The sequence below is a fragment of the Streptomyces sp. NPDC090798 genome (assembly GCF_044768965.1).
Classification (GTDB): domain Bacteria; phylum Actinomycetota; class Actinomycetes; order Streptomycetales; family Streptomycetaceae; genus Streptomyces.
In genome coordinates this window covers 362,754-387,369 of sequence record NZ_JBIVXA010000005.1, presented here as the reverse complement: position 1 = coordinate 387,369, position 24,616 = coordinate 362,754, and the positions used below count along the sequence as shown (strand labels likewise).

The window sequence follows — 24,616 nt, the reverse complement described above, 5'->3', positions numbered from 1 at the left end:
GGTGCACGACCCGGGGGACGGCCCGAGACGAACAGAGGGTGTTACTTGCCGGTCAGGTGCTCGGGGCGTACCGGCGTCCTGTTGAGCTCCAGACCCGTCGCGTTCCGGATCGCCGCGAGGACGGCCGGGGTGGACGACAGGGTCGGGGCCTCGCCGATGCCACGGAGCCCGTACGGGGCGTGGTCGTCGGCGAGTTCGAGCACGTCGACCGGGATGGTCGGCGTGTCGAGAATCGTGGGGATCAGATAGTCCGTGAAGGAGGGGTTCTTCACCTTCGCGGTCTTGGGGTCGACGATGATCTCCTCCATGACCGCGATGCCCAGGCCCTGGGTGGTGCCACCCTGGATCTGGCCGATGACGGACAGCGGGTTGAGCGCCTTGCCGACGTCCTGGGCGCAGGCCAGTTCGATGACCTTGACCAGCCCGAGTTCGGTGTCGACCTCGACGACCGCGCGATGCGCGGCGAACGTGTACTGGACGTGGCCGAAGCCCTGTCCGGTGCGGAGGTCGAAGGCCTCGGTCGGGCGGTGCCGCCACTCGGCCTCGATCTCGACGGCCTCGTCGCCGAGCACGTCCGCCAGGTCGGCCAGGACCTCGCCGCCGTCGGTGACGACCTTGCCGCCCTCGAGGAGCAGCTCCGCGGTCGCCCAAGCGGGGTGGTACGTGCCGAACTTGCGGCGGCCCAGCTCCAGGACCTTCTCGCGGACGAGCTCGCAGGAGTTCTTGACGGCGCCACCGGTGACGTACGTCTGCCGGGACGCGGACGTCGAACCGGCGCTGCCCACCTGGGTGTCGGCCGGCTGGATGGTCACCTGGGCGACGCCCAGCTCGGTGCGGGCGATCTGCGCGTGGACGGTGACACCGCCCTGGCCGACCTCCGCCATCGCGGTGTGCACGGTCGCGACCGGTTCGCCGCCGACGACCTCCATGCGGACCTTGGCCGTCGAGTAGTCGTCGAAGCCCTCGGAGAAGCCGACGTTCTTGATGCCGACCGCGTAGCCGACACCTCGGACGACGCCCTCGCCGTGCGTGGTGTTGGAGAGGCCGCCCGGCAGCTGCCGTACGTCGGCCGCCTCGCCGGCGGCGAGCCACTGCTGCTCCGGCGGCATGGGCATCGCCTTGACGCGGCGCAGGAGTTCGGCGACCGGGGCCGGCGAGTCGACGACCTGGCCGGTCGGCATGACGGTGCCCTGCTCCATCGCGTTGAGCTGACGGAAGGCCACCCGGTCCATGCCCACCTTGTCGGCGAGCTTGTCCATCTGGGCCTCGTAGGCGAAGCATGCCTGGACCGCGCCGAAGCCGCGCATCGCGCCGCAGGGCGGGTTGTTGGTGTAGAGGGCGATGGCCTCGATGTCGACGTCGTCGACGACGTACGGGCCCGCGCCCAGCGAGGAGGCGTTGCCGACGACCGCCGGGGAGGCGGAGGCGTAGGCGCCGCCGTCCAGGACGATCCGGGCCTTCAGGTGGGTGAGCTTGCCGTCCTTGGTCGCGCCGTGCTCGTAGTAGAGCTTCGCGGGGTGGCGGTGGACGTGCCCGAAGAAGGACTCGAAACGGTTGTAGACGATCTTGACGGGCTTGCCGGTGCGCAGGGCGAGCAGGCAGGCGTGGATCTGCATCGACAGGTCCTCGCGGCCGCCGAACGCGCCGCCGACGCCGGACAGCGTCATGCGGACCTTGTCCTCGGGCAGGCCGAGCACGGGCGCGATCTGGCGCAGGTCGGAGTGCAGCCACTGGGTGGCGATGTAGAGGTCGACACCGCCGTCCTCGGCGGGCACGGCGAGACCGGACTCGGGGCCCAGGAACGCCTGGTCCTGCATGCCGAAGGTGTACTCGCCCTTGACGACGAAGTCGGCCTTCTTCGCGGCCTCTTCGACGTTGCCGCGGACGATCGGCTGGCGGTGCACGATGTTCGGGTGCGGGACGTGGCCGATGTGGTGGTCGTCGCGGCCCTCGTGGATGAGGACCGCGTCGGGCGCGGTCGCGGACGCCTCGTCCGTGATGACCGGCAGTTCGCGGTACTCCACCTTGATCTTGGCGGCGGCGCGGCGCGCGGTCTCCGGGTGGTCGGCGGCGACGATCGCGACCGGCTCACCGTGGTGGCGGACCTTGCCGTGCGCGAGGACCGGGGTGTCCTGGATCTCCAGGCCGTAGTTCTTCACCTCGGTCGGCAGGTCGTCGTACGTCATGACGGCGTAGACGCCGGGCGTCGCGAGGGCCTCGCCGGTGTCGATGGAGACGATCTCGGCGTGGGCGACCGTGGAGCGCAGGATCTGGCCCCAGAGCATGTCCTCGTGCCACATGTCGGACGAGTACGCGAACTCGCCGGTGACCTTGAGGATGCCGTCCGGGCGGAGCGTCGACTCGCCGATGCCGCCCCTGGTCCTGGAGCCCTGCGTGAGGTTGGTGGGTGTTCCCGTGGTTCCCATGGTCAGACCGCCTCGGACTGCCGGGCGGCCGCGAGGCGGACCGCGTCCATGATCTTCTCGTAGCCGGTGCAGCGGCACAGGTTGCCGGAGAGCGCCTCGCGGATGTCCGCGTCGGTCGGCGTGGGGTTGCGCTCCAGCATCTCGTCGGCGGCGACCAGCAGACCGGGGGTGCAGAAGCCGCACTGGACGGCGCCGGCGTCGATGAACGCCTGCTGGATGGGCGAGAGTTCGCCTCCGTCGCCGGTGTGGGAGTCCTGGGGCTTCAACTCCCAGCGCCTGGCCTCGTCCAGCGAGGTGCCGCAGGAGCCGGTGGCGCAACCGCCCTGCTCCGCGCGCTGCTTGGCGAACTCCGCGAGGCCCTCGACCGTGACGACCTCGCGGCCCTCGACCTGACCGGCCGCGACCAGACACGAACACACCGGCACGCCGTCCAGGCGGACCGTGCAGGAACCGCACTCGCCCTGCTCGCAGGCGTTCTTGGAGCCGGGCAGGCCCAGGCGCTCGCGCAGCACGTACAGCAGGGACTCGCCCTCCCACACGTCGTCGGCTTCCTGCGGACGGCCGTTGACCGTGAAATTGACACGCATTACGCGACTCCCTCCGTGGTGGCGGCGGTGCCGCGGTACGACTCCCAGGTCCAGGTCAGGGTGCGGCGGGCCATGATGCCGACCGCGTGGCGGCGGTAGCTCGCCGTGCCCCGGACGTCGTCGATCGGGTTGCAGGCGGCGGAGCAGAGGTCCGCGAACTGCTTGGCCACCGACGGGGTGATGATCTTGCCGTTGTCCCAGAAGCCGCCCTCGTCGAGCGCCGCGTTCAGGAACTCCTCGGCGGCCTTGGCGCGGACCGGCGTGGGCGCGGCCGAGCCGATGCCGGTGCGGACCGTACGCGTCTCGGGGTGCAGGGCCAGGCCGAAGGCGCAGACCGCGATCACCATGGCGTTGCGGGTGCCGACCTTGGAGTACTGCTGGGGGCCGTCGGCCTTCTTGATGTGGACGGCGCGGATCAGCTCGTCGGGCGCGAGCGCGTTGCGCTTCACGCCGGTGTAGAACGCGTCGATCGGGATCAGCCGCGATCCCCGTACGGACTCGGCCTCGACCTCGGCGCCCGCCGCGAGGAGGGCGGGGTGGGCGTCGCCGGCCGGGGAGGCGGTGCCGAGGTTGCCGCCGACGCCGCCGCGGTTGCGGATCTGGGGAGAGGCCACGGTGTGGGAGGCCAGGGCCAGGCCGGGGAGCTCGGCGCGCAGGTTCTCCATGATCCGGGTGTACGGGACGGAGGCGCCCAGGCGCACGCTCTCCTCGCCGACCTCCCACTCGCTCAGCTCGCCGACGCGGTTCAGGTCGAGGAGGTACTCGGGCCGGCGGTGATCGAAGTTGATCTCGACCATCACATCGGTGCCACCCGCAATCGGCACAGCGGTGGGGTGCTCGGCCTTCGCGGCGAGCGCCTCCTCCCAGCTGGCGGGGCGAAGGAAGTCCATGAGTGGCTCTCTTCTTCGTATCGTGGGTCGTTCTGATCAAGCCAGATCGTGTGCGGCGGCCCGGGCTCGTTCATGAGTTGTTCACGTGGAGTGAGGTCAGTACACCGCGCTGTCCTCCACCGGGGTCAGTCACCGAAACCATGAAGGAGTTGGCTGGCCAGGGCGGTCATCTTGTAGATTCGTATGAACAGGGGTCATCAGTAACCTCCTCGTTTTCCTATGGAAACGACAGGAAACATCCAGCACACGCTGGGACCAGGGAGTACGGCTCGCGGACCCGCTCGCCCATTGCTCACCTTCAGATCCATCGTAGATTTCGAGACAAGAACGGCGGCGACGAGAATGCGGCTGCGCGCACTGCTGGACACCGACGCGCTGGGCCTGCGGCTGCTCGGCGGCGAGGACGAGCTGGACCGCACCGTACGCGGTGTGATGACCACGGACCTCAAGGACCCCAGCCGCTACCTCTCCGGCGGCGAGCTGGTCCTCACCGGCCTCGCCTGGCGGCACGACGCCGCGGACTCCGAGCCCTTCGTACGGATCCTGGCGGCCGCGGGGGTCGCGGCCCTCGCAGCCGGTGAGGCGGAGCTCGGCGATGTCCCGGAGGACCTCGTCCTGGCCTGCGTCCGGCACCGGCTGCCGCTGTTCGCCGTGCACGAGTCGGTGGCGTTCGCGACGATCACGGAGCATGTCGTACGACAGGTCTCGGGCGAGCGCGCCGGGGACCTCGCGGCCGTGGTGGACCGGCACCGGCGGATGATGACGTCAGGCCCGGCGGGCGGCGGCCCCGACGTGGTCCTGGACCTGCTCGGCACCGACCTCGACCTGCGTGCCTGGGTGCTCTCCCCCACCGGACGCCCGATCGCCGGTTCGAAGGTCGCCGGGGCCGCGCTGCCCGCCGACGTGTCCGCGAAGCTGGCCGCGGAGCACCTCGCGGCGACGCGCACCGGGCGGCGCGGACCGCACCGGGTGATCGTGGACACGACGACCTACTCCCTGTTCCCGATCCGTTCCTCGGGGCGCTCCGCTGCCGCCTCCCGTGATGTGCGCGAGACGGTGCTCTCCGACTGGCTGCTCGCGGTCGAGGCGGACGCCGGGGACTGGCCCGCGGAGCGGCTCGACCTGCTCCAGGGCGTCACCCAGCTGATCGCGGTCGAGCGGGACCGGCGGGACGCGGCGCGCACGGTACGGCGCCGGCTCGCGCAGGAGGTCCTCGAACTGGTGCAGACGGGAGCGGCCCCCGCGGAGATCGCGGCCCGGCTGCGCGTCGCCGCTCCGGTGCTGCTGCCCGGGCTCGGCGCCGCACCGCACTGGCAGGTGGTGGTGGCCCGCGTCGAGTGGGAGGAAGTAGGGGGCGGGACCGCAGGGCCCTCGGTCGAGGGTGGTGGCGGGCGACGGGCGGGCGAGATCGAGGGCGGGCCGGTCGCCCAGTCGCTCCTGGAGGAGATCCTCGTCGACCCGCTGACCAGCGGCCCCGAGCACTCCGACCGGATCGCCGTCGCCCATACGGGTGAGGAGGCGATCGCGCTCGTACCCCTTCCGGCGGTCTCCTCGGAGCACGACGGCTCCGAGTCGGGCATCCTCGCGGACGCCCTCCTGGAGGCCGTACGCGACCCGCTGTCGGCCGGCCTCAACGACGACGGGCGGCTCACGCTCGGCGTCAGCGCCGCCGTGCACTCGGCCGAGGGGCTGCGCGGCGCCCTGGAGGAGGCCCGGCACGCACGCCGGGTCGCCGCCGCCCGCCCCGGCCGGGTCTGCGCGGCCGGACACCAGGAGCTGGCCTCGCACGTCCTCCTGCTGCCCTTCGTGCCGGACGACGTACGCCGCGCCTTCACCGCGCGGCTCCTCGACCCCCTCCGGGACTACGACCGCCGCCACCGCGCCGAACTCATCCCCACCCTGGAGGCCTTCCTCGACTGCGACGGCTCCTGGACGCGCTGCGCCACGCGGCTCCACCTGCACGTCAACACACTGCGCTACCGGGTGGGCCGCATCGAGCAGTTGACGGGCCGGGACCTCTCCCGCCTCGAGGACAAGCTCGACTTCTTCCTCGCGTTGCGCATGAGCTGAGGTCACGGGCGCGTGCGGCGCGTGTCAGCAAGTGCCGCACCAGTCCCACGACTTTGTGAAATCCTTCACCTACCCTCTTGGCCGGGTACCGCGATCCGTGCTGAGATGCCACCACTCAACAGCTCAATGGCGTGCTCGGGGAGGGCAACGTGGCGCATACCGCCATGTCTGGTTCCGGAACGAACGCAGGGGACGATCCACTCCAGACCGCGGTATGGCGGCTGCGCTCACGCGCCTGCTGGGTGGACGCGGCCGCACTGCTCCAGCCCGGGACGGCGGGGCCGGCGCTGCAGAGAGCCTCGCTCCTCGTCGAGCGGTGTCTGTACACCGAGCAGGGCTGGGCCGAGGCGGAGGACGCGCTGCGGACGGCGGAGGCGGTGGCCCAGAGCGACGAGGAGCGCGGGGCGGCGGCCTGTGAGCGCGGGCAGCTCGCGTACGCGGCCACGCTGCTCGGGGTGCGCGACCGGGCGGACGAGGCGCGGGCCGCGCTCGGGCGGGCGGCCGCGCTGATCGCCCCGGGGGCGCCGGGGCGGGCACTGCTGGACTTCCGGCGCGGGCTGCTCGCCGAGAACCTCGCGCAGTCGCCGCAGGCCGCGCGGGCCGCGTACCGGCGTGCCCACGCGGGCGCCGTCGCCCAGGGCGACCCGCTTCTGCTCTCCTTCACCTGGCGGCACCTCGCCGGACTCGCCCTGCGGGACGGGGAGTTGGCGGAGGCGCGGCACGGGTTCGCCGAATCCCTGCGGATCCGGGAGGAGTTGGGGTACTTGGTGGGCACGGCCCCGGCGCTGGCCTCGCTCGCGGATGCCGAGGTCGAGCCGGAGGCGTCTCGGTTGCGGGCGGAGGCGGGGCGGTTGTTCCGGTTGCTCGGGGGTGTGCCGACGTGGCTGGCTCGGCAACTTACTCCCCCTGCCGCAACGGCTTGAGGTGGTGGGGAGACCGCGGATTCGTCGTGGCTGGTCGCGCCCGCGCGGCGGAGCCGCCCATGTCACGGCCCCGCGCCCCTGAAGGAGCGCCGCGGTCCCCCGCGTCCGCCGGACCGGGTCACTTGCTCTGGACGTGCGCCAAGAGGTTGCGGGCGAAGTGCTCCACCGTGGTGCGGAGTTCGGGGTCGTGGGCCACGTAGACCACGATCGCGACGACGATGATCAGGGCGAGGAGGCCGCGCAGGCCGCCGCCCCGGGCGCCGGTGTGCGGCACGGGACGGTGCGTGTGGGGTGCGCCGGTGTGGCGGGCGTGGGCCCGGGCCATGTCGTGCATCTCGCGGTGGTGGCGTACGTGGCTCTGGTGGATCTGCTGGGCCTGCTGAGCTTGTTGCATCGCCTGCCAGGACGGGTCGGGCATTGGTCTTCTCCCCCGGTTCGGTGCTGGTACCGGGGGGCACGTGGGCGGGGCCGTCCGGGTTCCCGGCGGCGCGTCCTGTTGCTCGGCGCGTACGGAGCCGTGACGTCCGTCGGGGGAAGGCGACGTACCGGACCTAGGTCCTGTCGGCGAAGTGCTCCCGTACGAGGGACTGGACGACCGGGAGGTCCTGGGCGGTCAGGGCGTCCAGGAGTGCGATGTGCTCGGCGGCGTCGGCCATGAGGTCCGCGCGGCCGCGCGGGACGGGGCCGCCGACGAGGGGCCACTGGGCGCGGCGGTGCAGGTCGTCGGCGATCTGCACGAGCTGGTCGTTGCCGGCGAGGGCGAGGATCGCGTGGTGGAAGGCGCGGTCGCACTCGGCGTAGGTGGCACGGCACCCCGCGGACGCGGCACGCGCCGCCGCCTCGGCGAGCGGGCGCAGTTCGGCCCAGCGCGCGGCGGGCACCGTGCGGGCGAGGCGCAGCACCACCGGGACTTCGAGGAGGGCGCGGATCTCGGCGAGTTCGGCCAGCTCGCGCGTCCCGCGCCGGACGACCCGGAAGCCACGGTTCGGTACGACCTCGACGGCACCTTCGAGGGCGAGCTGCTGCATCGCCTCGCGTACGGGGGTGGCGGAGACCCCGAAGCGTTCGCCCAGCACGGGCGCCGAGTACACCTGGCCGGGGGCGAGCTCGCCCGCGACGAGGGCGGTGCGCAGGGCGTCGAGGATCTGCCCGCGGACCGAGGCCCGCTGGACCACGGGGCGCGCGGTCTCCACACGGGGGTGCGGGATGGGCGGCTCGCTGTGGGTGTGCTCGCCACGGGCCCCGGACGCGGACCGGGACTCGTCCGAGGCGACGCCCCGCTCCCGCTCGGCGTCCGCCGTCCGCGCCTGTGCGGGAACCCGGACGGACGCCGTACGGATGTCCGGGGCCGCTGACCCGGTGGAACCGCGCGCGCCCAGCGAACCGGCCTGCTCCACGGGGTCCTCCTCCGGGCTTGGTGGTACTTGGGGGTCATTGCGGCGGTTGTCACCCGTCCGTCAAGCACCATAGGCGCACATGGCCCCAGTTCAAACATCCGATATTGAGGGTAAGGTAAGCCTAACCTGTCAACGATCGTGAAGCGGGGTACCCGTATGTCCGCTCCCGCCCTGGCCACAGGCGCCCTGGGCCTCGCCGACTCCCACCCCGCCCGTTCGGCCGTCACGGACGCGTACACCCGGCTGACCGAGGTCTTTCCGGAGCTGAGCGTGCGGGAACTGGGGCAGGGGGAAGCGGCCCCGGAGGGCGACGGCTGGGTAGGCGCCGCCGGGCTCGCGGCGGGCGGGGCCGACCTGGACACCTTCCTCACCTGGGACGAGGCGCAGATCGTCAGGGACTACGGACAGCGGGCGCGCCCGGACGTGGTGGCGAGCTTCGGGCTGCACCGGTACGCCTGGCCGGCCTCTTTGCTGATCACCGTCCCGTGGTTCCTGCTGCGCCGGGTACCCCGCCTCCCTGTGGAGCGCGTCACATTCCAGCGCACGCGCGGCCTGATGGCGGTCCGGGTCCAGGAGTTCGCCTGTCTGCCGGGCGACCCGGCGGCCCGGCTGCCCGGCGCCCGGGTCGTCCCGGACGCGGAGGCGCTGCGGGCCGAGGCGCGGGCGGCGGCGGCCGAACACCTGGAGCCGGTCCTCGGCGGCTTCGGCCCGCGCATGCGGCGCCGCGGCCGGGCCCTGTGGGGCATGGCGACCGACGAAGTCGTCGAGAGTCTCTGGTACGTCGCCGATCTGCTCGGCGAGGAGCGGCGCGCGCTGCGCGAGCTGGAGCTGCTGCTGCCGGGGGCCACCCGGCCCTACGTCGGATCCGCCGCGTTCCGTGAACTGAGCGGCCCGAACGGCGAGTCCCTGCCCACCCGCGACCGGGCGAGCTGCTGCCTCTTCTACACGCTGCGTCCCGAGGACACCTGCGTCAACTGCCCGCGCACCTGCGACACGGACCGCATCGCCAAGTTGACGTCCACCGCGGCGGATTGAGCGCCGCTCCCGCCGTACGGACGGGCCCCCGGGTGCTCTAAGATCAACTCCGACGGAGACTCCCGACGGGTGCCCGACAGATGACAGGCACTTCACAACTTCCTCACTTGTCGCAGGAACTTTCCGTAGAACCATCCGTACGGGTAATCTAATTCGCACTCAGCTCCCGTCCCTCGAGCGGCAGTTCGAGCAGAATGTCGCCCTGCGCATCCCCTTGCACTCCCTTGGCGGCCTCTTGCCCCGAAACCCCCTGAGGGTCGACGGGCGTGGGCCAATATGGCGGGCGTTACGCCCTATCCCAATGCAAGGGACCCCAGATGAGATTGACCGACATATCGCTGAACTGGCTGCTTCCGGGCGCCGTTTTGCTCCTGGGACTGCTGGCGGCGGTGGCGGTGCTCGCGCGCAGCAAGCGGTCCGGGGAGAACGCGAGCAGCAACAACGACGACTCGTGGGAGCGCAGCGAGGAGCGTCGCAGGCGTAAGGAAGCCGTCTACGGCACGGCCTCCTATGTGCTGCTGTTCTGCTGTGCCGCGGTCGCCGCGGCGCTCTCCTTCCACGGCCTCGTCGGCTTCGGCCAGCAGAACCTCGGACTCACCGACGGCTGGGAGTACCTCGTCCCGTTCGGTCTGGACGGCGCGGCCATGTTCTGCTCCGTCCTCGCCGTGCGCGAGGCCAGCCACGGTGACGCGGCGCTCGGCTCCCGGATACTCGTGTGGACCTTCGCCGGTGCCGCCGCCTGGTTCAACTGGGTGCACGCTCCCCGGGGTGTGGACCACTCGGGCGCTCCCCAGTTCTTCGCGGGCATGTCCCTGTCGGCCGCCGTGCTGTTCGACCGGGCGCTGAAGCAGACCCGCCGTGCCGCGCTGCGTGAGCAGGGCCTGGTCCCGCGTCCGCTGCCGCAGATCCGTATCGTCCGCTGGCTGCGCGCGCCCCGTGAGACGTACAGCGCCTGGTCGCTGATGCTCCTGGAGAACGTCCGCACGCTGGACGAGGCGGTGGAGGAGGTCCGCGAGGACAAGCGCCAGAAGGAGCAGAACCGCCTGCGCCGCCGGAACGAGGAGCGGGTCGAGCGGGCGCACCTCAAGGCGCTCAGCCGCGGTCACCGTGGCCTGCCCGGCCGTGGTGGCGGCGGTGGCCGGCAGCAGCTGGAGACGACCGTGGAGCGTGCTCCCGCGCAGGCCACCGCGGAGCCTGCCATAGCGGCGCCGGAGCAGCTGCCCGTACGCTCACGGCCCTCCCTTCAGCCCGTCCGCAAGAGTGGTGACCCGATCACCGTCGATCTCACCGCGGAGGACGACACCATGGCCCTGCCGCGACTCGACTCCCTGGAGCGCAAGCTCAAGGACCTCGAGCAGCAGTTCGGCTGAGACACCGGGGTGGTCCGGCCGTCGAACGGCCGGACCCCGGACAGGAATTACGGCGGCGCGGTGACTACACCGCGCCGCCGTCCAGTTCGAACCAGACCGACTTGCCCACGCCGTGGGGGCGTACCCCCCAGGCGTCCGCGAGGGACTGGACGAGGACAAGGCCTCTGCCGTGCGTACCGTCGTCGGCGATCGGTACCCGCAGCCTGGGCCTGCGTCCCACGAAGTCCCTTACCTCCACGCGGAGTCCGCGGGGTCCGACGGTGGCCGTCAGGACCGCGTCATGGTCGGTGTGGATGAGGGCGTTGGTGACGAGTTCGCTGGTCAGCAACTCGGCTATCTCGGACTTCTCCGGCTTCCCCCAGTGCCGTAAGAGTTCCCTCAGCGCTCTGCGGGCCTCTGGCACCGCTCGTAGATCGGCGCCGGCCAGCCGCCGCCTGAGCTGCGCGGCGGCCGGGTCCCCCGCGCCGTCGGCCGCTTCTTCCTCCACTGCCTGTGCCGAGGAGGCCCCGATGGCCACGGGACCGCCCCCTCGTACCTGCCTCTTCATGACCCCCGCCTGCATGCCGATGTCGGGTTCCCCTCCTGATCGAACATGTTCACGGGAATCCATGCCCCATCGGGGACGCGGCAGTCATGCCGAATGGTCGACCACCAGCCATTTCCGAGCGCAAGCACGGCGTCGCGCCGAAACGGTGGCCTGTGGGACGCCACAGCCCGTACAACAGGGCTCTCCGGGGCCGGCTCGCGCGACGGCGAGTCGTCGGTCTGGGAGAGCCCCGCTTGCCCTGTTTGCCCTGTTCAACGCCTGCTTGAGGCGCACGGTACGGCCGGTGCGGGCCCCGCGCACGGCGACGGCGCACGCGGCGGGCCCGCACCACCCGGCGCCTCCCCCTCCCAAGCGACGTGTTGACCGCGGGCGCTCGGTCCATCTACCGACTCTCGGCTGCGGGTATGGCCGTACTCGACGGGGAGTCGGCCCGGCCGTCGGCTAATTACCGGCGGCTACTTACCGTCGATGCCCTTGGTGCCGATGTGGATGATCTTTTGGCTGCGGGACATGTCGACGATGAGCTTGGTGGTGGTGCCGCTCCAGCTGAGGGTGACGACGGCTTCCGTGTGATCGGCCCTGCCGTTGTCGGTGACCGTCCACTTCAGCGGGACGTTCTGGGCCTGAAGGACGCCGTCGGCGTGGTTCCTGGCCTCCCAGGCCTCGACCTTCTTGAGGTAGTCGGCCTGCACGTAGAACTTACGGAGCTCGCTGGCCAGCCTTGCGCCGTGGTCCGGGTCGCTCTGGGCGTCGATGTAGGCGCCGTAGAAGTCGGCGATCCGGGTCACGGAGTCCGACGGCTTGCCGCTGACCGTCCGCTGCGCGGCCGACCTTGTGGACGCCCCTGTGGTCGTCTGGGCCGAGGCGGTGAGGCCGAGAGGAAGGACGAGGGCGGCGGTGAGGCCGGCGACGAGTGCGGTGCGGCGGATCGGCTTGCGGGAGATCGGCTTGTGCGAGGTGGTGTTGCTGTTCATCGGTGTGTGTCCCCGTTCTCGGTCGGTGCGTTGGTGCGTCGGTTCGACCCCTTGAGCATCAGCGGCCACTCGGGGCGGGCACAACGGACGGCGCCCGATCCGCAACGGTGGAACCGTCCCAGGGCTTCTGACGTGCACGTATGTGGAGTGCCTGGGATGCCGTCCTGGGACGGGACGGGGGAACGGACAGTGTCACCTCAGCGCGGTGTCCATGAAGATGCGAACGGCGACGGCGTCAGCGATGTCCATGGCGATGTCCATGGCGATGTCGAGGAGTTCGCGGCGCTGCTGCGGCGGCTGAAGGCGCGCACGGATCGCAGCTACGGTGCGCTGGCGCGGCGGCTGAACATGAACACCTCGACGCTGCACCGCTACTGCTCCGGTGACGCCGTGCCGCTCGACTTCGCGCCCGTGGAACGGTTCGCCGCGATGTGCGGGGCGACAGCGGCCGAGCGGGGCGAACTCCACCGCCGCTGGATCCTGGCCGCGGCGGCCCGCCAGCGCTCCCGAGCAGCGACTCCGTCGGGCCGCCGCCCGACGACGGGCGACCTGTCGGCGGCCCCGGCGCCCGCCGAATCGACACAGCGTCCGGCGCTCACCACCCCGCCGGGCTCCGCGACGCCGACCGTTTCCCGGCATCCCGCCACGCCCGTCAAGGACGACAACTCCCCGCCCGAAGTGGCCGAATCCACCCCCCGGTCAACACCCACGCCCAATACGCCGAACGGACCCGGAGTACCGGACGGACCCGGAGTACCGGACGGACCCGGGAGTTCCCCGGCACCCGCTGAGCCGCAGGGGGGCCCGGCGGTCGTCGAGGACCACGGCCCGACACGCGGAACGGGCGGAACCGGCCCGCGGACCACGCTCGTGCCCGGGTCGGCCCCGCTGCGGCCCTGGTACAAGCGGCGGTTGTCTGTCGCCGTCGGTGTGGCGGCCGTGCTGGTTGCCGCTCTGGGGAGTGTGTCGGCGCTGTCTCTGTCCGCGGACCGGCAGGAGCAGCGGGACCGGCACTCGAGTGGCGGCGTACGGCAGCATGCTCAGGCACCGTCCGCGCACGCGGCATCCGCCCCGCTCACCTGGACCGCGAACTCCCAGCTCTGGGAGCTCGGTTGCAGCCATGCCTACGTCATCGCCAAGCCGCCGGGGCAGGTCCCGCCGCCCCCGGCCGCGCAGGACGCCGAGACCTGGGCGCGGACGCAGAACGCGGTGCACGGACACGAGACGCTCGTACAGATCTCGGTGCAGGGGCGGACGTCGACGGCCGTCGTCCTGGAGGCGTTGCGGGTACGGGTCGTGGGTCGCGCCGCCCCCGCGAAGGGCACCGCGTACGCCATGGACCAGGGCTGCGGAGGGGACATCAGTCCCCGCTCCTTCGCCGTGAACCTGGACGTCGACCGGCCCATCGCCCACTCACTCCCGGGCAGCGACACCGGCAGGACCGTGCCCGCGATCCGCATGCCCTACCGGGTGTCCGCGCAGGACCCGGAGGTGCTGCTGGTCACCGCCCGGACCGAGACCTGCGACTGCCGCTGGTACCTGGAACTCGACTGGTCCTCCCAGGGCCGCACCGGCACCCTACGCATCGACGACCACGGCCGCCCCTTCCGTACCAGCGGCATCAAGGGCCTGCCCCACTACTGGTACGCCGGACGGCAATGGGTACCGATGGCCGGCCAAGGAAACGGTTAGGGACGGGGCACGTTGCGCAGGTTGGAGCGGGCCATCTGCACCATCCGGCCGACGCCCCCGTCCAGGACCATCTTCGACGCCGACAGGGCGAACCCGGTCACCATCTCCGCGCTGATCTTCGGTGGGATGGACAGGGCGTTGGGGTCGGTGACGATGTCGACGAGGGCGGGGCCCTTGTGCTTGAAGGCGGCCTTCAAGGCGCCGGCGAGGTCCTTGGGCTTCTCCACGCGCACGCCGTACGCCCCGCACGCACGCGCGACGGCCCCGAAGTCGGGGTTCTTGTTCGTGGTCCCGTACGACGGCAGCCCGGCGACCAGCATCTCCAACTCGACCATGCTCAGGGCGGAGTTGTTGAACAGGACGACCTTCACCGGCAGGTCGTACTGGACGAGGGTGAGGAAGTCACCCATCAGCATGGAGAACCCGCCGTCTCCGGACATCGAGACGACCTGCCGGCCCCGGTCGGTGAACTGGGCCCCGATCGCCATCGGCAGCGCGTTCGCCATCGAACCGTGCGAGAACGAACCGATGACCCGGCGACGGCCGTTGGGCGAGATGTAGCGGGCCGCCCACACGTTGCACATCCCGGTGTCGACGGTGAACACCGCATCCTCGTCGGCGAGTTCGTCGAGGACGGAGGCCACGTACTCCGGGTGGATCGGAACGTGCTTCTCGACCTTGCGCGTGTACGCCTTGACGACACCCTCGAGCGCGTCCGCGTGCTTCTTCAGCATCTTGTCGAGGAAACGGCGGTTCCCCTTGGGCTTCACCCGGGGCGTCAGACAGCGCAGGGTCTCCTTCACATCGCCCCACACCGCCAGGTCCAGCTTGGAGCGTCGGCCCAGGCGCTCGGGCCGGACGTCGACCTGGGCGATCTTGACGTCGTCCGGGAGGAAGGCGTTGTACGGGAAGTCGGTGCCGAGCAGGATCAGCAGGTCGCACTCGTGGGTGGCCTCGTAGGCGGCGCCGTAGCCGAGCAGACCGCTCATACCGACGTCGTACGGGTTGTCGTACTGGATCCACTCCTTGCCCCGCAGCGCGTGTCCGACCGGCGACTTGATCTTCTCCGCGAACTCCATGACCTCGGCGTGCGCGCCCGCCGTGCCACTGCCGCAGAAGAGCGTGATCTTGTCGGCCTCGTCGATCATCGCGACGAGCTTGTCGATCTCGGCGTCGCCGGGGCGGACGGTGGGCCGGGAGGTGACGAGGGCGGTCTCGAGGGCCTTGTCCGGGGCCGGCTCGGAGGCGATGTCGCCGGGGAGGGTGACGACGCTGACACCCGACTGGCCCACCGCGTGCTGGATGGCGGTCTGCAGCAGCCTCGGCATCTGCTTCGGGTTGGAGATCATCTCGTTGTAGTGACTGCACTCGCGGAAGAGCTGGTCCGGATGGGTCTCCTGGAAGTAGCCGAGGCCGATCTCGCTGGAGGGGATGTGCGAGGCGAGGGCGAGGACCGGGGCCATGGAGCGGTGGGCGTCGTACAGACCGTTGATGAGGTGGAGGTTGCCGGGGCCGCAGGAGCCGGCGCAGGCGGCGAGTTTGCCGGTGATCTGGGCCTCGGCGCCCGCGGCGAAGGCAGCCGTCTCCTCGTGCCGGACGTGGATCCAGTCGATCGCCGCGTTGCGCCGGATCGCGTCCACCACCGGGTTGAGGCTGTCGCCGACGACGCCGTACAGGCGCTTGACGCCCGCGCGGACGAGGATGTCGACGAACTGCTCGGCGACGTTCTGCTTGGCCATGCTGCACGCACCCCTTTGTGATCCATGGATCCCGCGGGTCCCTTGGTTCGTCCTTTGGGTCCATGAATTCACAGGGTGCGCCGTTACGCCTCCCAAACGGCCGCGACGGTCCGGTCGTCGGCGTACCCCTTGACCCGTACCTGAGTGTCGGCGAGAAACGCGGCGAGGCCGGGCGGCTCGCCCGCCGACCACCGCGCCGTCAGGTGCTCGCAGAACTGCGGTTCGCCGCGCAGGGGCTCCGCGAGGCCGCCGGTGCACAGCAGCAGCGTGTCACCCGGTCGGGCGACGGAGGCGCGGAATCGGAAGGGTTCGCGAGGCGGTTCGGGGGCCGGTTCGTACGGGCTCGGGGGCGTCGTGATGCCCAGGTCCATGGTGAGCCGGTCGCCCTCGGGGGTCTCGTGCGGCAGCGATCCGAAGCCGACCACGGCCTCGCCGGTGGTCTCGGCGACCCGCGGCTCGATGTCCTGCCACTCGCCGTCCCGCAGCCGGAACAGGCCACCGGCGCCGACTCCGAAGAAGACGCGTGTACGGCACTCGGGGTCCCCGGTGAGCAGCAGGCAGCGCAGGCCGGCGGTGTACTCCTCGGGCTCGATGCCCTGTTCGGCGGCGCTGGCGCGCAGCTTGCCGAGGCTGCGGTCGGTGAGCCGGTGCAGGCCCGACTTCAGGTCGCCGCGACGGGCCGCCCTTATGTCCTCGGCCAGCCGCGCGTGGCTGCGGCCCACGGCGCGACCGATCCACCGGCATGCCTCGGCCGCCGCCCGGTGCGCGCCGGGGGTCGCCCGGGCGCCGGTGGCCATCGCCACCAGCACCAGCGCGTGCTCGCCCGCCCCGAAGCGGGCGGTGAGCAGGGAGTCCCGGCGGGGCTCGCCCCGGAAGCGCGCGGAGTCGCCGCGCACGGAGGCGGCGCGCAGGGTGCTCGCCCCGTAACGCGCTCCGTCCAGGACGGTGTCGGCGACCAGGTCGTCGAGGTCGTCCGGATCTGCGGGCGGGAGGGCGGTGGGCTCGGCGTAGTAGGTGGGCGGGCCGGAGCCGACGTAGTCGACGGGGGGTGGCTGGTGGGGGACGCTGAGGACCGGCTCCGCGGGCGGCGGGGCGGGGAGGGCGTCCACGGGGGCGGCCATGCCGGGCGGGGCGGGATCCGGCGGCGCGCTGGGGCGCGGTGGCACCGCCGCGCCGGACGGTTCCTTGGACGTACGGCCGCGGAGCGACTCGGCGTGGAACCCGGGCGGTGTCGGTCCCGGCGGGAAGGTCGCGGGGGTCGGCGGCTGGGCCGACGGGGTTTCCCAGGAAGCCAAGGGCTCTTCGCCGCCCCCCGAGGGGCCAGGATCCGCACCGCTCCGGGAGAAGCCTGTGGGCTCGCTGGTCCACCAAGGGCCGGGCGCCGCTTCAGCCGACGGGGGGCCGGGGTCGTCCCCGCTCCCCGAGAGGCCGCCCAGGTACCCGCCACTCCACGAAAGGCCCGGCTCCCCGCCACCGCGAGAGGGCTCGGAGTCGTCACCCCGAGAGGGCTCGGAGTCCTCCCTGCCTCCCGAGAGACCGAGGTCCCCGCCACTCCGTGCGGAGCCGGCGTCCTCGCTCGTCGACGGGGTCGGGTTCTCGGCGGGCCGTGTCGGATCGAGGAAGCGGTCCGGTGGGTTGGACCGGGGCGCGTGGTCCCAGCCGGCGAGGCGCCGGCCCAGTGCCTCGCCGCGCGGGGTGCCGCCGCCCCGTTGCTCGGGGACGACGGGAGACCCGTCCAGTTCGGGCGGCGCGGACCCCGATCCCACCGTCCCCGCGGCCGACGCGAAGCGGTCGTCGAGGGAATCGGCCGCGGGCGTGGGCCCCGTGTCCCCGGTGGAGTCGTCGTACAGCTGCCCCCACCAGTCGTCCTCGTGACCGGTAGGCCTCTCCCCCTGCTGGCTCATGCCCCTAATTGTCCACCGCGAGAGCCGTATGAAAACGGGGCATCCGGAAAAACCGGCCATAGGACTGGTAGTCGAACGACGCGTCGGGTGACGTATCGAATGGCCGTACGAGTGCGGAGGGTTGAAGAAACGTGAGACGTCGCGCCGAAGCCGCCGGACGATTCCACCCCCCACGGGAGAACCGCCCGGCGGCGCCCTGAGTGTGACCTGCTTCCCTGAGGTTCCCCTGTGACGCGCGCTGTCGCGCTCCCCAAGGTGCCACTCCCAAGATCACTCCGCCCGCGTCCGCGCAGGCCGGTCCGGCCCAAGCCGGGCATTACGGGCGGCTGTTGCTGCCGCGGTGCCGTGAGCTTGGCAGAGTTACGGGTGCCGCGGCGATGATGTGCCGAGGCGGGTTTGCGCCGTGGCCGATTTCCGCCAGGTCACGGCCGGAACGGGAATTGGGGAGGGCATCGCCGCATGCTGGGAGCGATAGGTCTGGATGAGACGCACGAGTCGGCGTACCGGGCACTGGTGTCCGTGGGCGCCGCCGACGTGCCCGACCTCGCACGGCGGCTCACGCTCGGCGAGTACGACACCGAGCGCGCCCTGCGCCGACTGGAGCGGCACGGTCTCGCGGCCCAGTCCTCGGGCCGCCCGGGACGCTGGGTCGCGGCGCCGCCCGGCGTCGCCCTCGGCGCACTGCTCACCCAGCAGCGGCACGAGCTGGAGAAGGCGGAACTGGCGGCCGCCCTGCTCGCCGAGGAGTACCGCGCCCAGGCCACCGAACCCGCCGTGCACGACCTGGTGGAGGTGGTGATCGGAGCGGCTGCCGTCACCCAGCGGTTCCTCCAGCTCCAGCTCGGCGCGGCCACGGAGGTGTGCGCGCTCGTCACCGGGAACCCGATGGTGGTCTCCGGGATGGACAACGACGCGGAGGAACAGGCCGCGGGACGGGGCGTCGGCTACCGCGTGGTGCTCGAACGCGCCGTCCTCGACCAGCCCACCGGCCTCACCGAACTGTCCGCCGCGCTCAGCCGCGACGAGCAGGTACGGGTCGTGGACAAGGTGCCGACCAAGCTGGTGATCGCCGACCGGACGCTCGCGATGGTGCCGCTCACCTCGCACACCGCGGAGCCCGCCGCCCTCGTCGTGCACGCCAGCGGGCTGCTGGAGCTGCTGTCCGGCCTGTTCGAGTCGGTGTGGCGGGACGCGCTGCCGCTGCGGCTCGGCAGCCGGGGCGTCATGGAGCAGGAGCCGGACGGCCCCGACGTCACCGACCTGGAGATCCTCTCCCTGCTGCTGGCCGGCCTGACCGACGCGAGCGTCGCCAAACAGCTCGACCTGGGCCTGCGGACCGTACAGCGCCGGGTGAAGCGGCTGATGGAGCTGGCGGGCGTCACGACCCGGCTCCAGCTGGGCTGGCACGCCTACGAGAAGGGCTGGGTGGCCCGCGACTGACCTGCGCTTTCGCGCCCGCTCAGTCACCCTGGGCAGATGGGAGCGTGGGAACTCCTGCTGGTCGGCGTGGTGATCGTGCTCGGCCTGTGCGGAGTACTGGTGCCCGGTGTGCCGGGGTCATGGCTGGTCTGGGCCGCGGTCCTGTGGTGGGCCCTGACCGACCCACGGGCCCTCACCTGGGGCGTACTGGTGGGCGCGACCGTGGTCCTGCTGCTGGCCCAGGCGATCCGCTGGGGGCTGCCGCCCCGACGGCTCCGGGAGGCCGGCGCCACTCCACGGATGGGCGTCTACGCCGGGGTCGGGACGCTGCTCGGTTTCATTCTGCTGCCGGTGGCCGGCGCGGTCGCGGGTTTCCTCGGCGGGGTCTATCTCTACGAGCGGTCACGGCTGGGCGGGCACGGCCCGGCGAAGGCGGCGGTGGGGACGGTCATGCGGTCGGGCGGCTGGCACGTCCTGACGGAGCTGTTCGCCTGCCTGCTGGTCACGGCCGCGTGGCTGACCGCGGTGATCCGGGGCTGAGCGGCCTCGCATGAACCGAACCAACACATCGGATCCGTCCCTTCGAATTGACGGGCTGCAACCGCGACCGCCCGGACTGACCGTCACGCCGGTACGGCCGAACGCGGACGCTCCCCGGCGGGGGCTGCCCGGCTAGAGAAGGAGCGTGTCCAGGTCGATGTCGTCGGCCAGCGCCTGCATCCCCGTGTCGTTGAAGTGGAGGTGGTCGCCGGGGTCGTAGGCGGGGCGGATGCGGTGCGGGTCGGCCGGGTCGCGAACTGCGGCGTCGAAGTCCACGACCGCGTCGAAGAGACCGGCGTTGCGGATGAAGGCGTTGACCGTCAGCCGGACCGCCTCGCGGGACTCCGTGTAGGCGCCGTATCCGCCGTACGGGGTGATCGTGGCACCGACGACCCGGATCCCGCGGGCGTGGGCGCGTTCCACGATCCGGCGGTACGCGTCCTCGATGGCGAGGGGATCCGTCTGCTCGGGCGTGCCCTTGATGTCGTTGATGCCCTCCAGCACGATCACCGCGCGCACCCCGGCGCGGGAGAGCGCGTCGGCGTCGAGGCGGGTCAGGGCGCTCGGGCCGCCGCTCCCCAGCAGGAGGCGGTTTCCGGAGATCCCCGCGTTGAGGACACCGAGCCGGCGGTGCGCGGGGAGCGTGCGGAGACGGGCGGCGAGCAGGTCGGGCCAGCGGTGGTTGGCGCTGTCCGTCGAGCCGGTGCCGTCGGTGAGGGAGTCCCCGAGCGCGACCACACTGCCCGCGGCGGGCGCGCCGAGTACGTCGACACCGGTCACGTAGTACCAGTTGCCGAGGGTGACGGTGTACGCGGCACCGGGCTCGTCGGCGGTCCGGTCCCCTTCGCGGGCCAGGAAGTTGGCCTGGAACGCGGAGCGGTGGTAGGTCACCGGGCCGGAGCCGGCGGGGGTGTGGACCGAGATCAGGAGGTTGGCGTCGGCGGGGATCGGGAGGTCGACGGGGTCGCTGACCATGTCCTGCCCCACGGGGATCGTCACGGATCGCCGGCCGGCGAACGTGGCGACGCGCAGCGACCCCGGGGCCGCGTTCGGACTCGTGGGCCTGCCCCACTCCTGCAACGCGACGGTGACGGCGTCGAGTTGGAGGGGTGCGGTGCCGAGCCGGTTGGAGACGCGGACACGGGCGGCACTGCCGCCGACGCTGGTGTGCACGACGTTGCGGATCGAGGCGCCGGGCAGGGCGGGGGCCGTTCCGGAGGGGGCTGTCTCCCAGGTGCCGGTCCAGTGGGCCTGGTCGTGGCCGTGGTCGTGGCCGGTGCGGGGGGTGGGCCCCGCATCGGCGCTCGCGGCCGGCGGGACGAGCGCCAGAACGGTCACCAGGGCGGTGAAGAGATGACGAGCCTTGATCACGCGGGTCATACGGGATCGCTTCCCTGACCGCCGGGCCGGTCAACGAAACGTCACACCGTTGGCCGCCCCCACTCACCCGCACCACTGATTCGTAGGACCCGCCGTTCGACTTCTGCCGTTCGAACTTCCAGATGATGGAGTGGTCCTGACCCTGACTGACCCTGACGGCGGTCACGGGAATGTCGGCGCAACCGCTGTGGGGCGGGAGACTTAGGACCAGGACCCGATGCGGTCCGCGCGCGGGCGTGTTTGGCTGCTGCCATGACCGAATTCAGCGCGGCGGAACGCGCCTACCTCACCACACAGCGGCTGGGTCGGCTGGCCACCGTGGACGCCCACGGGCAGCCGCAGGCGAACCCCGTCGGCTTCTTCCCGCAGGACGACGGGACGATCCTGATCGGCGGTTATGCGATGGGCACCACGAAGAAGTGGCGCAACCTGCGGAAGAATCCGAAGGTGGCGCTCGTCGTCGACGACATCGTCAGCCACCAGCCGTGGAAGGTGCGCGGCATCGACATCCGGGGCGAGGCCGAACTTCTCACGGGCCCGCACGAGTTGGGGCCGCACTTCAGCGAGGAGCTGATCCGTATCCATCCCCGGCGCATCCACAGCTGGGGCCTGGAGGACTGACGAAGGGGGTGTACGTCGTCCGGCGCGAGGGGGACCAGGTGGTCGGGGAGCGTCTGGAACGGCGCGTGCTCCCGGCACCGCGACACTGACGTTCCCGACGGCCACCCGGGGGCTTCACTCCAACTCGCCCGCCGCTCTGAGGTGTTGAACGGCGTACGAGCGCCACGGGCGCCACGCGTCCGGTACATCCACCCCCGGCGGCACCACGTCGGGGTCGCCGAGCGCGCGCGTCCGGATTTCGGCGGCGGTAGGGCCGTCCAGCCCCGGCAACGCCAGCAGCGCCTCCTGCGCCTCATCGCGCTCCGCGCCCGCGTCCAGCCGCAGGGTGCCGTCGGCCAGGGCGGTGGTGAGCGCGCCGAGGGGGCCGTCGGGCTCCGCCTCCGCGAGGACGGCCGGCTCCGGGAACACATGGGTGAGCGTGCCGCTCGGGGCGTCCAAGGCCTTCCCGTACCGTCGCACCAGCCGCTCGGCCTCCGCCCGCCCCACCAGCGCGCGCACGGCGAGTTCGTCCGGATCGGCGGCACCCGGCGAGCGCAGGCCGGGGCGCGCGGCGACCAGCGGGGCCAGCCGGGGATCGGCGCCCAGCCGCTCGTCGACGGCGTACGGATCGGCGTCGAGGTCGAACAGCCTGCGCAGGCGTTGGACGGCGGTGGTGAGGTCGCGCAGGTCGGTGAGGTGGAGCCGGGCGTCGAGCCAGCCGCGCGAGCGTTCGTCCACCGCGACGATTCCGGTGCCGTACGGGAGGCGGAGGGTGCGGCGGTACGTACGGCGGCCGGGGGTGCCGCCGATGTCCTCCACCCCGGGGACCGCCTCGTGGGCGAGCAGGTCGAAGACGGCGGCGGACTGGTACGGGCCTCGGTGGGCGAGGCGCAGCGGGATCCCGGCGGTGGGGGTGACGGTGCGCCGGGCTCCGGTCCCGCCCCGTGGTGCGGCGGCCGTGCGCAGTTCGCTCGGCGTCGAGGCGTACACCGCGCGGATCGTGTCGTTGAACTGCCGGACGCTGGCGAACCCGGCCGCGAACGCGATCTCCGTGATCGGCAGGCCGGTGGTCTGGAGCAGGACGCGGGCGGTGTGGGCGCGCTGGGCGCGGGCGAGGGCGACGGGGCCCGCGCCGACCTCCGCGGTGAGCTGCCGCTGCACCTGGCGGGCGCTGTATCCGAGCCGGACGGCGAGCCCTCCGACCCCCTCCCGGTCGACCACGCCATCCCCGATGAGTCGCATGGCGCGCCCTACGACGTCGGCCCGCACGTTCCACTCCGCGGAGCCGGGGACGGCGTCCGGGCGGCATCTGCGGCAGGCTCGGAAGCCCGAGTTCTGCGCCGCGGCGGCCGTTGTGTAGTACCGCACGTTCTGCCGCTTCGGCGTCACCGCCGGGCAGCTGGGCCGGCAGTAGATCCCGGTCGTCTCCACCGCGAAGAAGAACTCCCCGTCAAACCGGGCGTCCCTGCTCCGCACCGCCTCGTACCTGGTCTCCGCGTCGATCACACCCACCAGTCTGCGCCACCGCCCGCCGTTCGACTGGCGGCTTTCAGACACGACGCTCCACCCAAAACCCTGATTCCGCCCCCGCCGCCCCTACCCGTCCCATCCCCAGGGGCTCCGCCCCTTCAACCCCGCCAGGGGCTCCGCCCCCGGACCCCCACATCGCCCGGCCGGGGCGGAGGCTTCAGGAACGCGGGAACCGCGCGACCAGCCCCCACCGGCCGTCAGTCAAACAACTTCGAACACCCGGAAGCTCTGGGGCGAAGCCCCACCCTTAGGGGCGCGGGGAACTGCGCGATCAGCCACCGCCGCCCGCAGCCGAAGAACCCGCCCGGGGGCCTGGGGCGCAGCCCCGGACCCCCGTTCCGCGCAGGCTCAGTGCCAACGACCCCGTTTGGCGTCCATCGCCGCCCTCCCCTCCGCCCCCTTCCGCTTCCAGTCCCGTCGAATCTCCGCCCGCAGCCGCGCATCCGTCTTGGCGACGATCCGCTGGTTCTCCCGCAGCAGCTTGCGATAGCTGTCGAGGCGGCGTTCGGGAAGGACGCCGCAGTCGACGGCGGCGAGAACCGCGCAGCCGGGCTCCGCTTCGTGCGCGCAGTCGTGGAAGCGACAGTCGGCGGCCAGCTCCTCGATCTCGGAGAAGACCTGCCCGACGCCGGTCTCGGCGTCCCAGAGACCGACCCCGCGCAGTCCGGGCGTGTCGATGAGGACACCTCCGCCGGGGAGGGCGAGAAGGTTGCGGGTCGTCGTGGTGTGGCGGCCCTTGCCGTCCACGTCACGCGCGGCCCGTACGTCCATCACGTCCTCGCCGATCAGTGCGTTGGCGAGGGTCGACTTGCCCGCGCCGGACTGTCCGAGGAGGACGGACGTGCCGCCCGACAGCACCGCCGCGAGCACGTCCAGCCCCTCCCCTGCGCTGGAGCTGACCGGCAGCACCGGAACCCCGGGCGCCGCCGTCTCGACGTCCTGGACGAGGTGTCCGAGCGTCGCCGCGTCGGGCACGAGGTCGGCCTTGGTGAGGACGACGAGGGGCTGCGCACCGGACTCCCACGCCAGCGCGAGGAATCGTTCGACGCGGCCGAGGTCGAGTTCCAGGGCGAGGGACACGGCCACGACGGCGTAGTCGACGTTGGCCGCGAGGATCTGCCCCTCGGACCGCTTGGAGGAGGTGGAGCGTACGAAGGCGGTACGGCGCGGCAGATACGTACGCACGTAGCGCGGATTGCCCGCCGGTTCGACGGCGACCCAGTCACCGGTGCACACGACCCGCATCGGATCGTTCGGCGTCACGAACGCGGTGTCCGCGCGCAGTACCCCGTCGGCGGTGACCACGTCGCACTGACCGCGGTCGACCCGGATCACCCGCCCGGCCAGCAGCCCTTCGGTGTCGTACGGGGCGAACTCGTCCGCCCAGGCGTCGTCCCAGCCGTAGGGAACGAGCGCGGCGAACGGTGAGGAGGGGAAAGCGAGAAAAGCGGAAGTCAAGGGAGACCCTTCACAAGGGCGGCCCCGGCACGCGCGCTCGGGCGCGGAGAGAAAGAGGAAGGTCAGCCGGCGGCCACGGAGGTGGACTTGATGAACTTCTGGATGCGGGCAGCGCCCATCTCGAAGACAGCCATC

20 protein-coding genes are annotated in these 24,616 nt (G+C 72.0%); 8 read left to right on the top strand and 12 right to left on the bottom strand.

Features of this window, described 5'->3' with window-relative positions; genetic code table 11:
* Positions 1-41: 41 nt before the first annotated feature.
* From ACIQTP_RS14240 to ACIQTP_RS14230, 3 genes are read right to left on the bottom strand one after another with little or no spacing between them, the layout of a single operon-like run.
* Positions 42-2,426: a xanthine dehydrogenase family protein molybdopterin-binding subunit gene (locus tag ACIQTP_RS14240; RefSeq protein ID WP_403399651.1), complete on the bottom strand. Its 2,385-nt coding sequence runs from the start codon at positions 2,424-2,426 to the stop codon at positions 42-44.
* A 2-nt stretch (positions 2,427-2,428) separates the two neighbouring features.
* The gene (locus ACIQTP_RS14235) at positions 2,429-3,013 is read right to left on the bottom strand and encodes a (2Fe-2S)-binding protein (protein WP_403399649.1); all 585 of its coding nucleotides are present in this window, start codon (positions 3,011-3,013) and stop codon (positions 2,429-2,431) included.
* Complete coding sequence (locus ACIQTP_RS14230; RefSeq protein ID WP_402038058.1) at positions 3,013-3,903, bottom strand: FAD binding domain-containing protein; 891 nt, start codon at positions 3,901-3,903, stop codon at positions 3,013-3,015. The genes ACIQTP_RS14235 and ACIQTP_RS14230 overlap by 1 nt, the downstream gene beginning before the upstream one ends.
* A gap of 342 nt (positions 3,904-4,245) precedes the next feature.
* Between ACIQTP_RS14230 and ACIQTP_RS14225 the strand changes: the two genes are divergently transcribed.
* Both ACIQTP_RS14225 and ACIQTP_RS14220 read left to right on the top strand, forming a co-directional pair.
* On the top strand, positions 4,246-5,973 hold the full coding sequence (locus tag ACIQTP_RS14225; protein ID WP_403399647.1) for a PucR family transcriptional regulator: 1,728 nt from the start codon (positions 4,246-4,248) through the stop codon (positions 5,971-5,973).
* 149 nt (positions 5,974-6,122) lie between these two features.
* Complete coding sequence (locus ACIQTP_RS14220) at positions 6,123-6,896, top strand: hypothetical protein (protein WP_403399645.1); 774 nt, start codon at positions 6,123-6,125, stop codon at positions 6,894-6,896.
* A 118-nt stretch (positions 6,897-7,014) separates the two neighbouring features.
* On the opposite strand, the gene ACIQTP_RS14215 is transcribed toward ACIQTP_RS14220, so the two are convergent.
* Both ACIQTP_RS14215 and ACIQTP_RS14210 read right to left on the bottom strand, forming a co-directional pair.
* A complete protein-coding gene (locus tag ACIQTP_RS14215; protein ID WP_403399642.1) occupies positions 7,015-7,314 on the bottom strand; it encodes a hypothetical protein in 300 nt (99 codons plus the stop codon).
* Positions 7,315-7,447: 133 nt separating this feature from the next.
* Positions 7,448-8,293, bottom strand: a complete 846-nt coding sequence (locus tag ACIQTP_RS14210; RefSeq protein ID WP_403399640.1) for a GntR family transcriptional regulator — start codon at positions 8,291-8,293, stop codon at positions 7,448-7,450.
* Positions 8,294-8,449: 156 nt separating this feature from the next.
* Between ACIQTP_RS14210 and ACIQTP_RS14205 the strand changes: the two genes are divergently transcribed.
* Positions 8,450-9,328: a (2Fe-2S)-binding protein gene (locus tag ACIQTP_RS14205; RefSeq protein ID WP_403399637.1), complete on the top strand. Its 879-nt coding sequence runs from the start codon at positions 8,450-8,452 to the stop codon at positions 9,326-9,328.
* Positions 9,329-9,645: 317 nt separating this feature from the next.
* Entirely contained in the window at positions 9,646-10,698 is a 1,053-nt protein-coding gene (locus ACIQTP_RS14200) for a DUF2637 domain-containing protein (RefSeq protein ID WP_402038071.1), read from the top strand.
* Between the two features lie 64 nt (positions 10,699-10,762).
* On the opposite strand, the gene ACIQTP_RS14195 is transcribed toward ACIQTP_RS14200, so the two are convergent.
* A complete protein-coding gene (locus ACIQTP_RS14195) occupies positions 10,763-11,245 on the bottom strand; it encodes an ATP-binding protein (protein ID WP_403399635.1) in 483 nt (160 codons plus the stop codon).
* 455 nt (positions 11,246-11,700) lie between these two features.
* Entirely contained in the window at positions 11,701-12,219 is a 519-nt protein-coding gene (locus ACIQTP_RS14190) for a hypothetical protein (RefSeq protein ID WP_403399633.1), read from the bottom strand.
* Between the two features lie 156 nt (positions 12,220-12,375).
* On the opposite strand from ACIQTP_RS14190, the gene ACIQTP_RS14185 reads away from it, so the two are divergent.
* Positions 12,376-13,911 (top strand): helix-turn-helix domain-containing protein, encoded by a 1,536-nt coding sequence (locus tag ACIQTP_RS14185; protein ID WP_403399631.1) that lies wholly within the window; start codon positions 12,376-12,378, stop codon positions 13,909-13,911.
* Here the strand turns inward: ACIQTP_RS14185 and ACIQTP_RS14180 are convergent.
* A complete protein-coding gene (locus tag ACIQTP_RS14180) occupies positions 13,908-15,650 on the bottom strand; it encodes a pyruvate dehydrogenase (RefSeq protein WP_403399628.1) in 1,743 nt (580 codons plus the stop codon). The genes ACIQTP_RS14185 and ACIQTP_RS14180 overlap by 4 nt on opposite strands.
* Before the next feature lie 83 nt (positions 15,651-15,733).
* Positions 15,734-17,554, bottom strand: coding sequence for a PP2C family serine/threonine-protein phosphatase (locus ACIQTP_RS14175; protein ID WP_403399626.1), 1,821 nt, complete (start codon positions 17,552-17,554; stop codon positions 15,734-15,736).
* A 459-nt stretch (positions 17,555-18,013) separates the two neighbouring features.
* On the opposite strand from ACIQTP_RS14175, the gene ACIQTP_RS14170 reads away from it, so the two are divergent.
* Both ACIQTP_RS14170 and ACIQTP_RS14165 read left to right on the top strand, forming a co-directional pair.
* A complete protein-coding gene (locus tag ACIQTP_RS14170; protein WP_402038085.1) occupies positions 18,014-18,994 on the top strand; it encodes a helix-turn-helix domain-containing protein in 981 nt (326 codons plus the stop codon).
* Between the two features lie 36 nt (positions 18,995-19,030).
* Positions 19,031-19,513: a DUF456 domain-containing protein gene (locus tag ACIQTP_RS14165; RefSeq protein WP_403399623.1), complete on the top strand. Its 483-nt coding sequence runs from the start codon at positions 19,031-19,033 to the stop codon at positions 19,511-19,513.
* 132 nt (positions 19,514-19,645) lie between these two features.
* On the opposite strand, the gene ACIQTP_RS14160 is transcribed toward ACIQTP_RS14165, so the two are convergent.
* Complete coding sequence (locus ACIQTP_RS14160) at positions 19,646-20,893, bottom strand: SGNH/GDSL hydrolase family protein (protein ID WP_403399620.1); 1,248 nt, start codon at positions 20,891-20,893, stop codon at positions 19,646-19,648.
* Positions 20,894-21,145: 252 nt separating this feature from the next.
* Here ACIQTP_RS14160 and ACIQTP_RS14155 point away from each other — a divergent pair, with 252 nt between their 5' ends.
* Positions 21,146-21,514 carry a PPOX class F420-dependent oxidoreductase gene (locus ACIQTP_RS14155; protein ID WP_403399617.1) on the top strand — a complete coding sequence of 123 codons (369 nt, stop codon included), beginning with the start codon at positions 21,146-21,148 and terminating at the stop codon, positions 21,512-21,514.
* A gap of 114 nt (positions 21,515-21,628) precedes the next feature.
* Here the strand turns inward: ACIQTP_RS14155 and ACIQTP_RS14150 are convergent, their stop codons facing one another.
* Positions 21,629-22,996 carry a bifunctional transcriptional activator/DNA repair enzyme AdaA gene (locus ACIQTP_RS14150; RefSeq protein ID WP_403399843.1) on the bottom strand — a complete coding sequence of 456 codons (1,368 nt, stop codon included), beginning with the start codon at positions 22,994-22,996 and terminating at the stop codon, positions 21,629-21,631.
* A 375-nt stretch (positions 22,997-23,371) separates the two neighbouring features.
* A complete protein-coding gene (rsgA, locus tag ACIQTP_RS14145) occupies positions 23,372-24,481 on the bottom strand; it encodes a ribosome small subunit-dependent GTPase A (protein ID WP_403399616.1) in 1,110 nt (369 codons plus the stop codon).
* Positions 24,482-24,616: the final 135 nt, after the last annotated feature.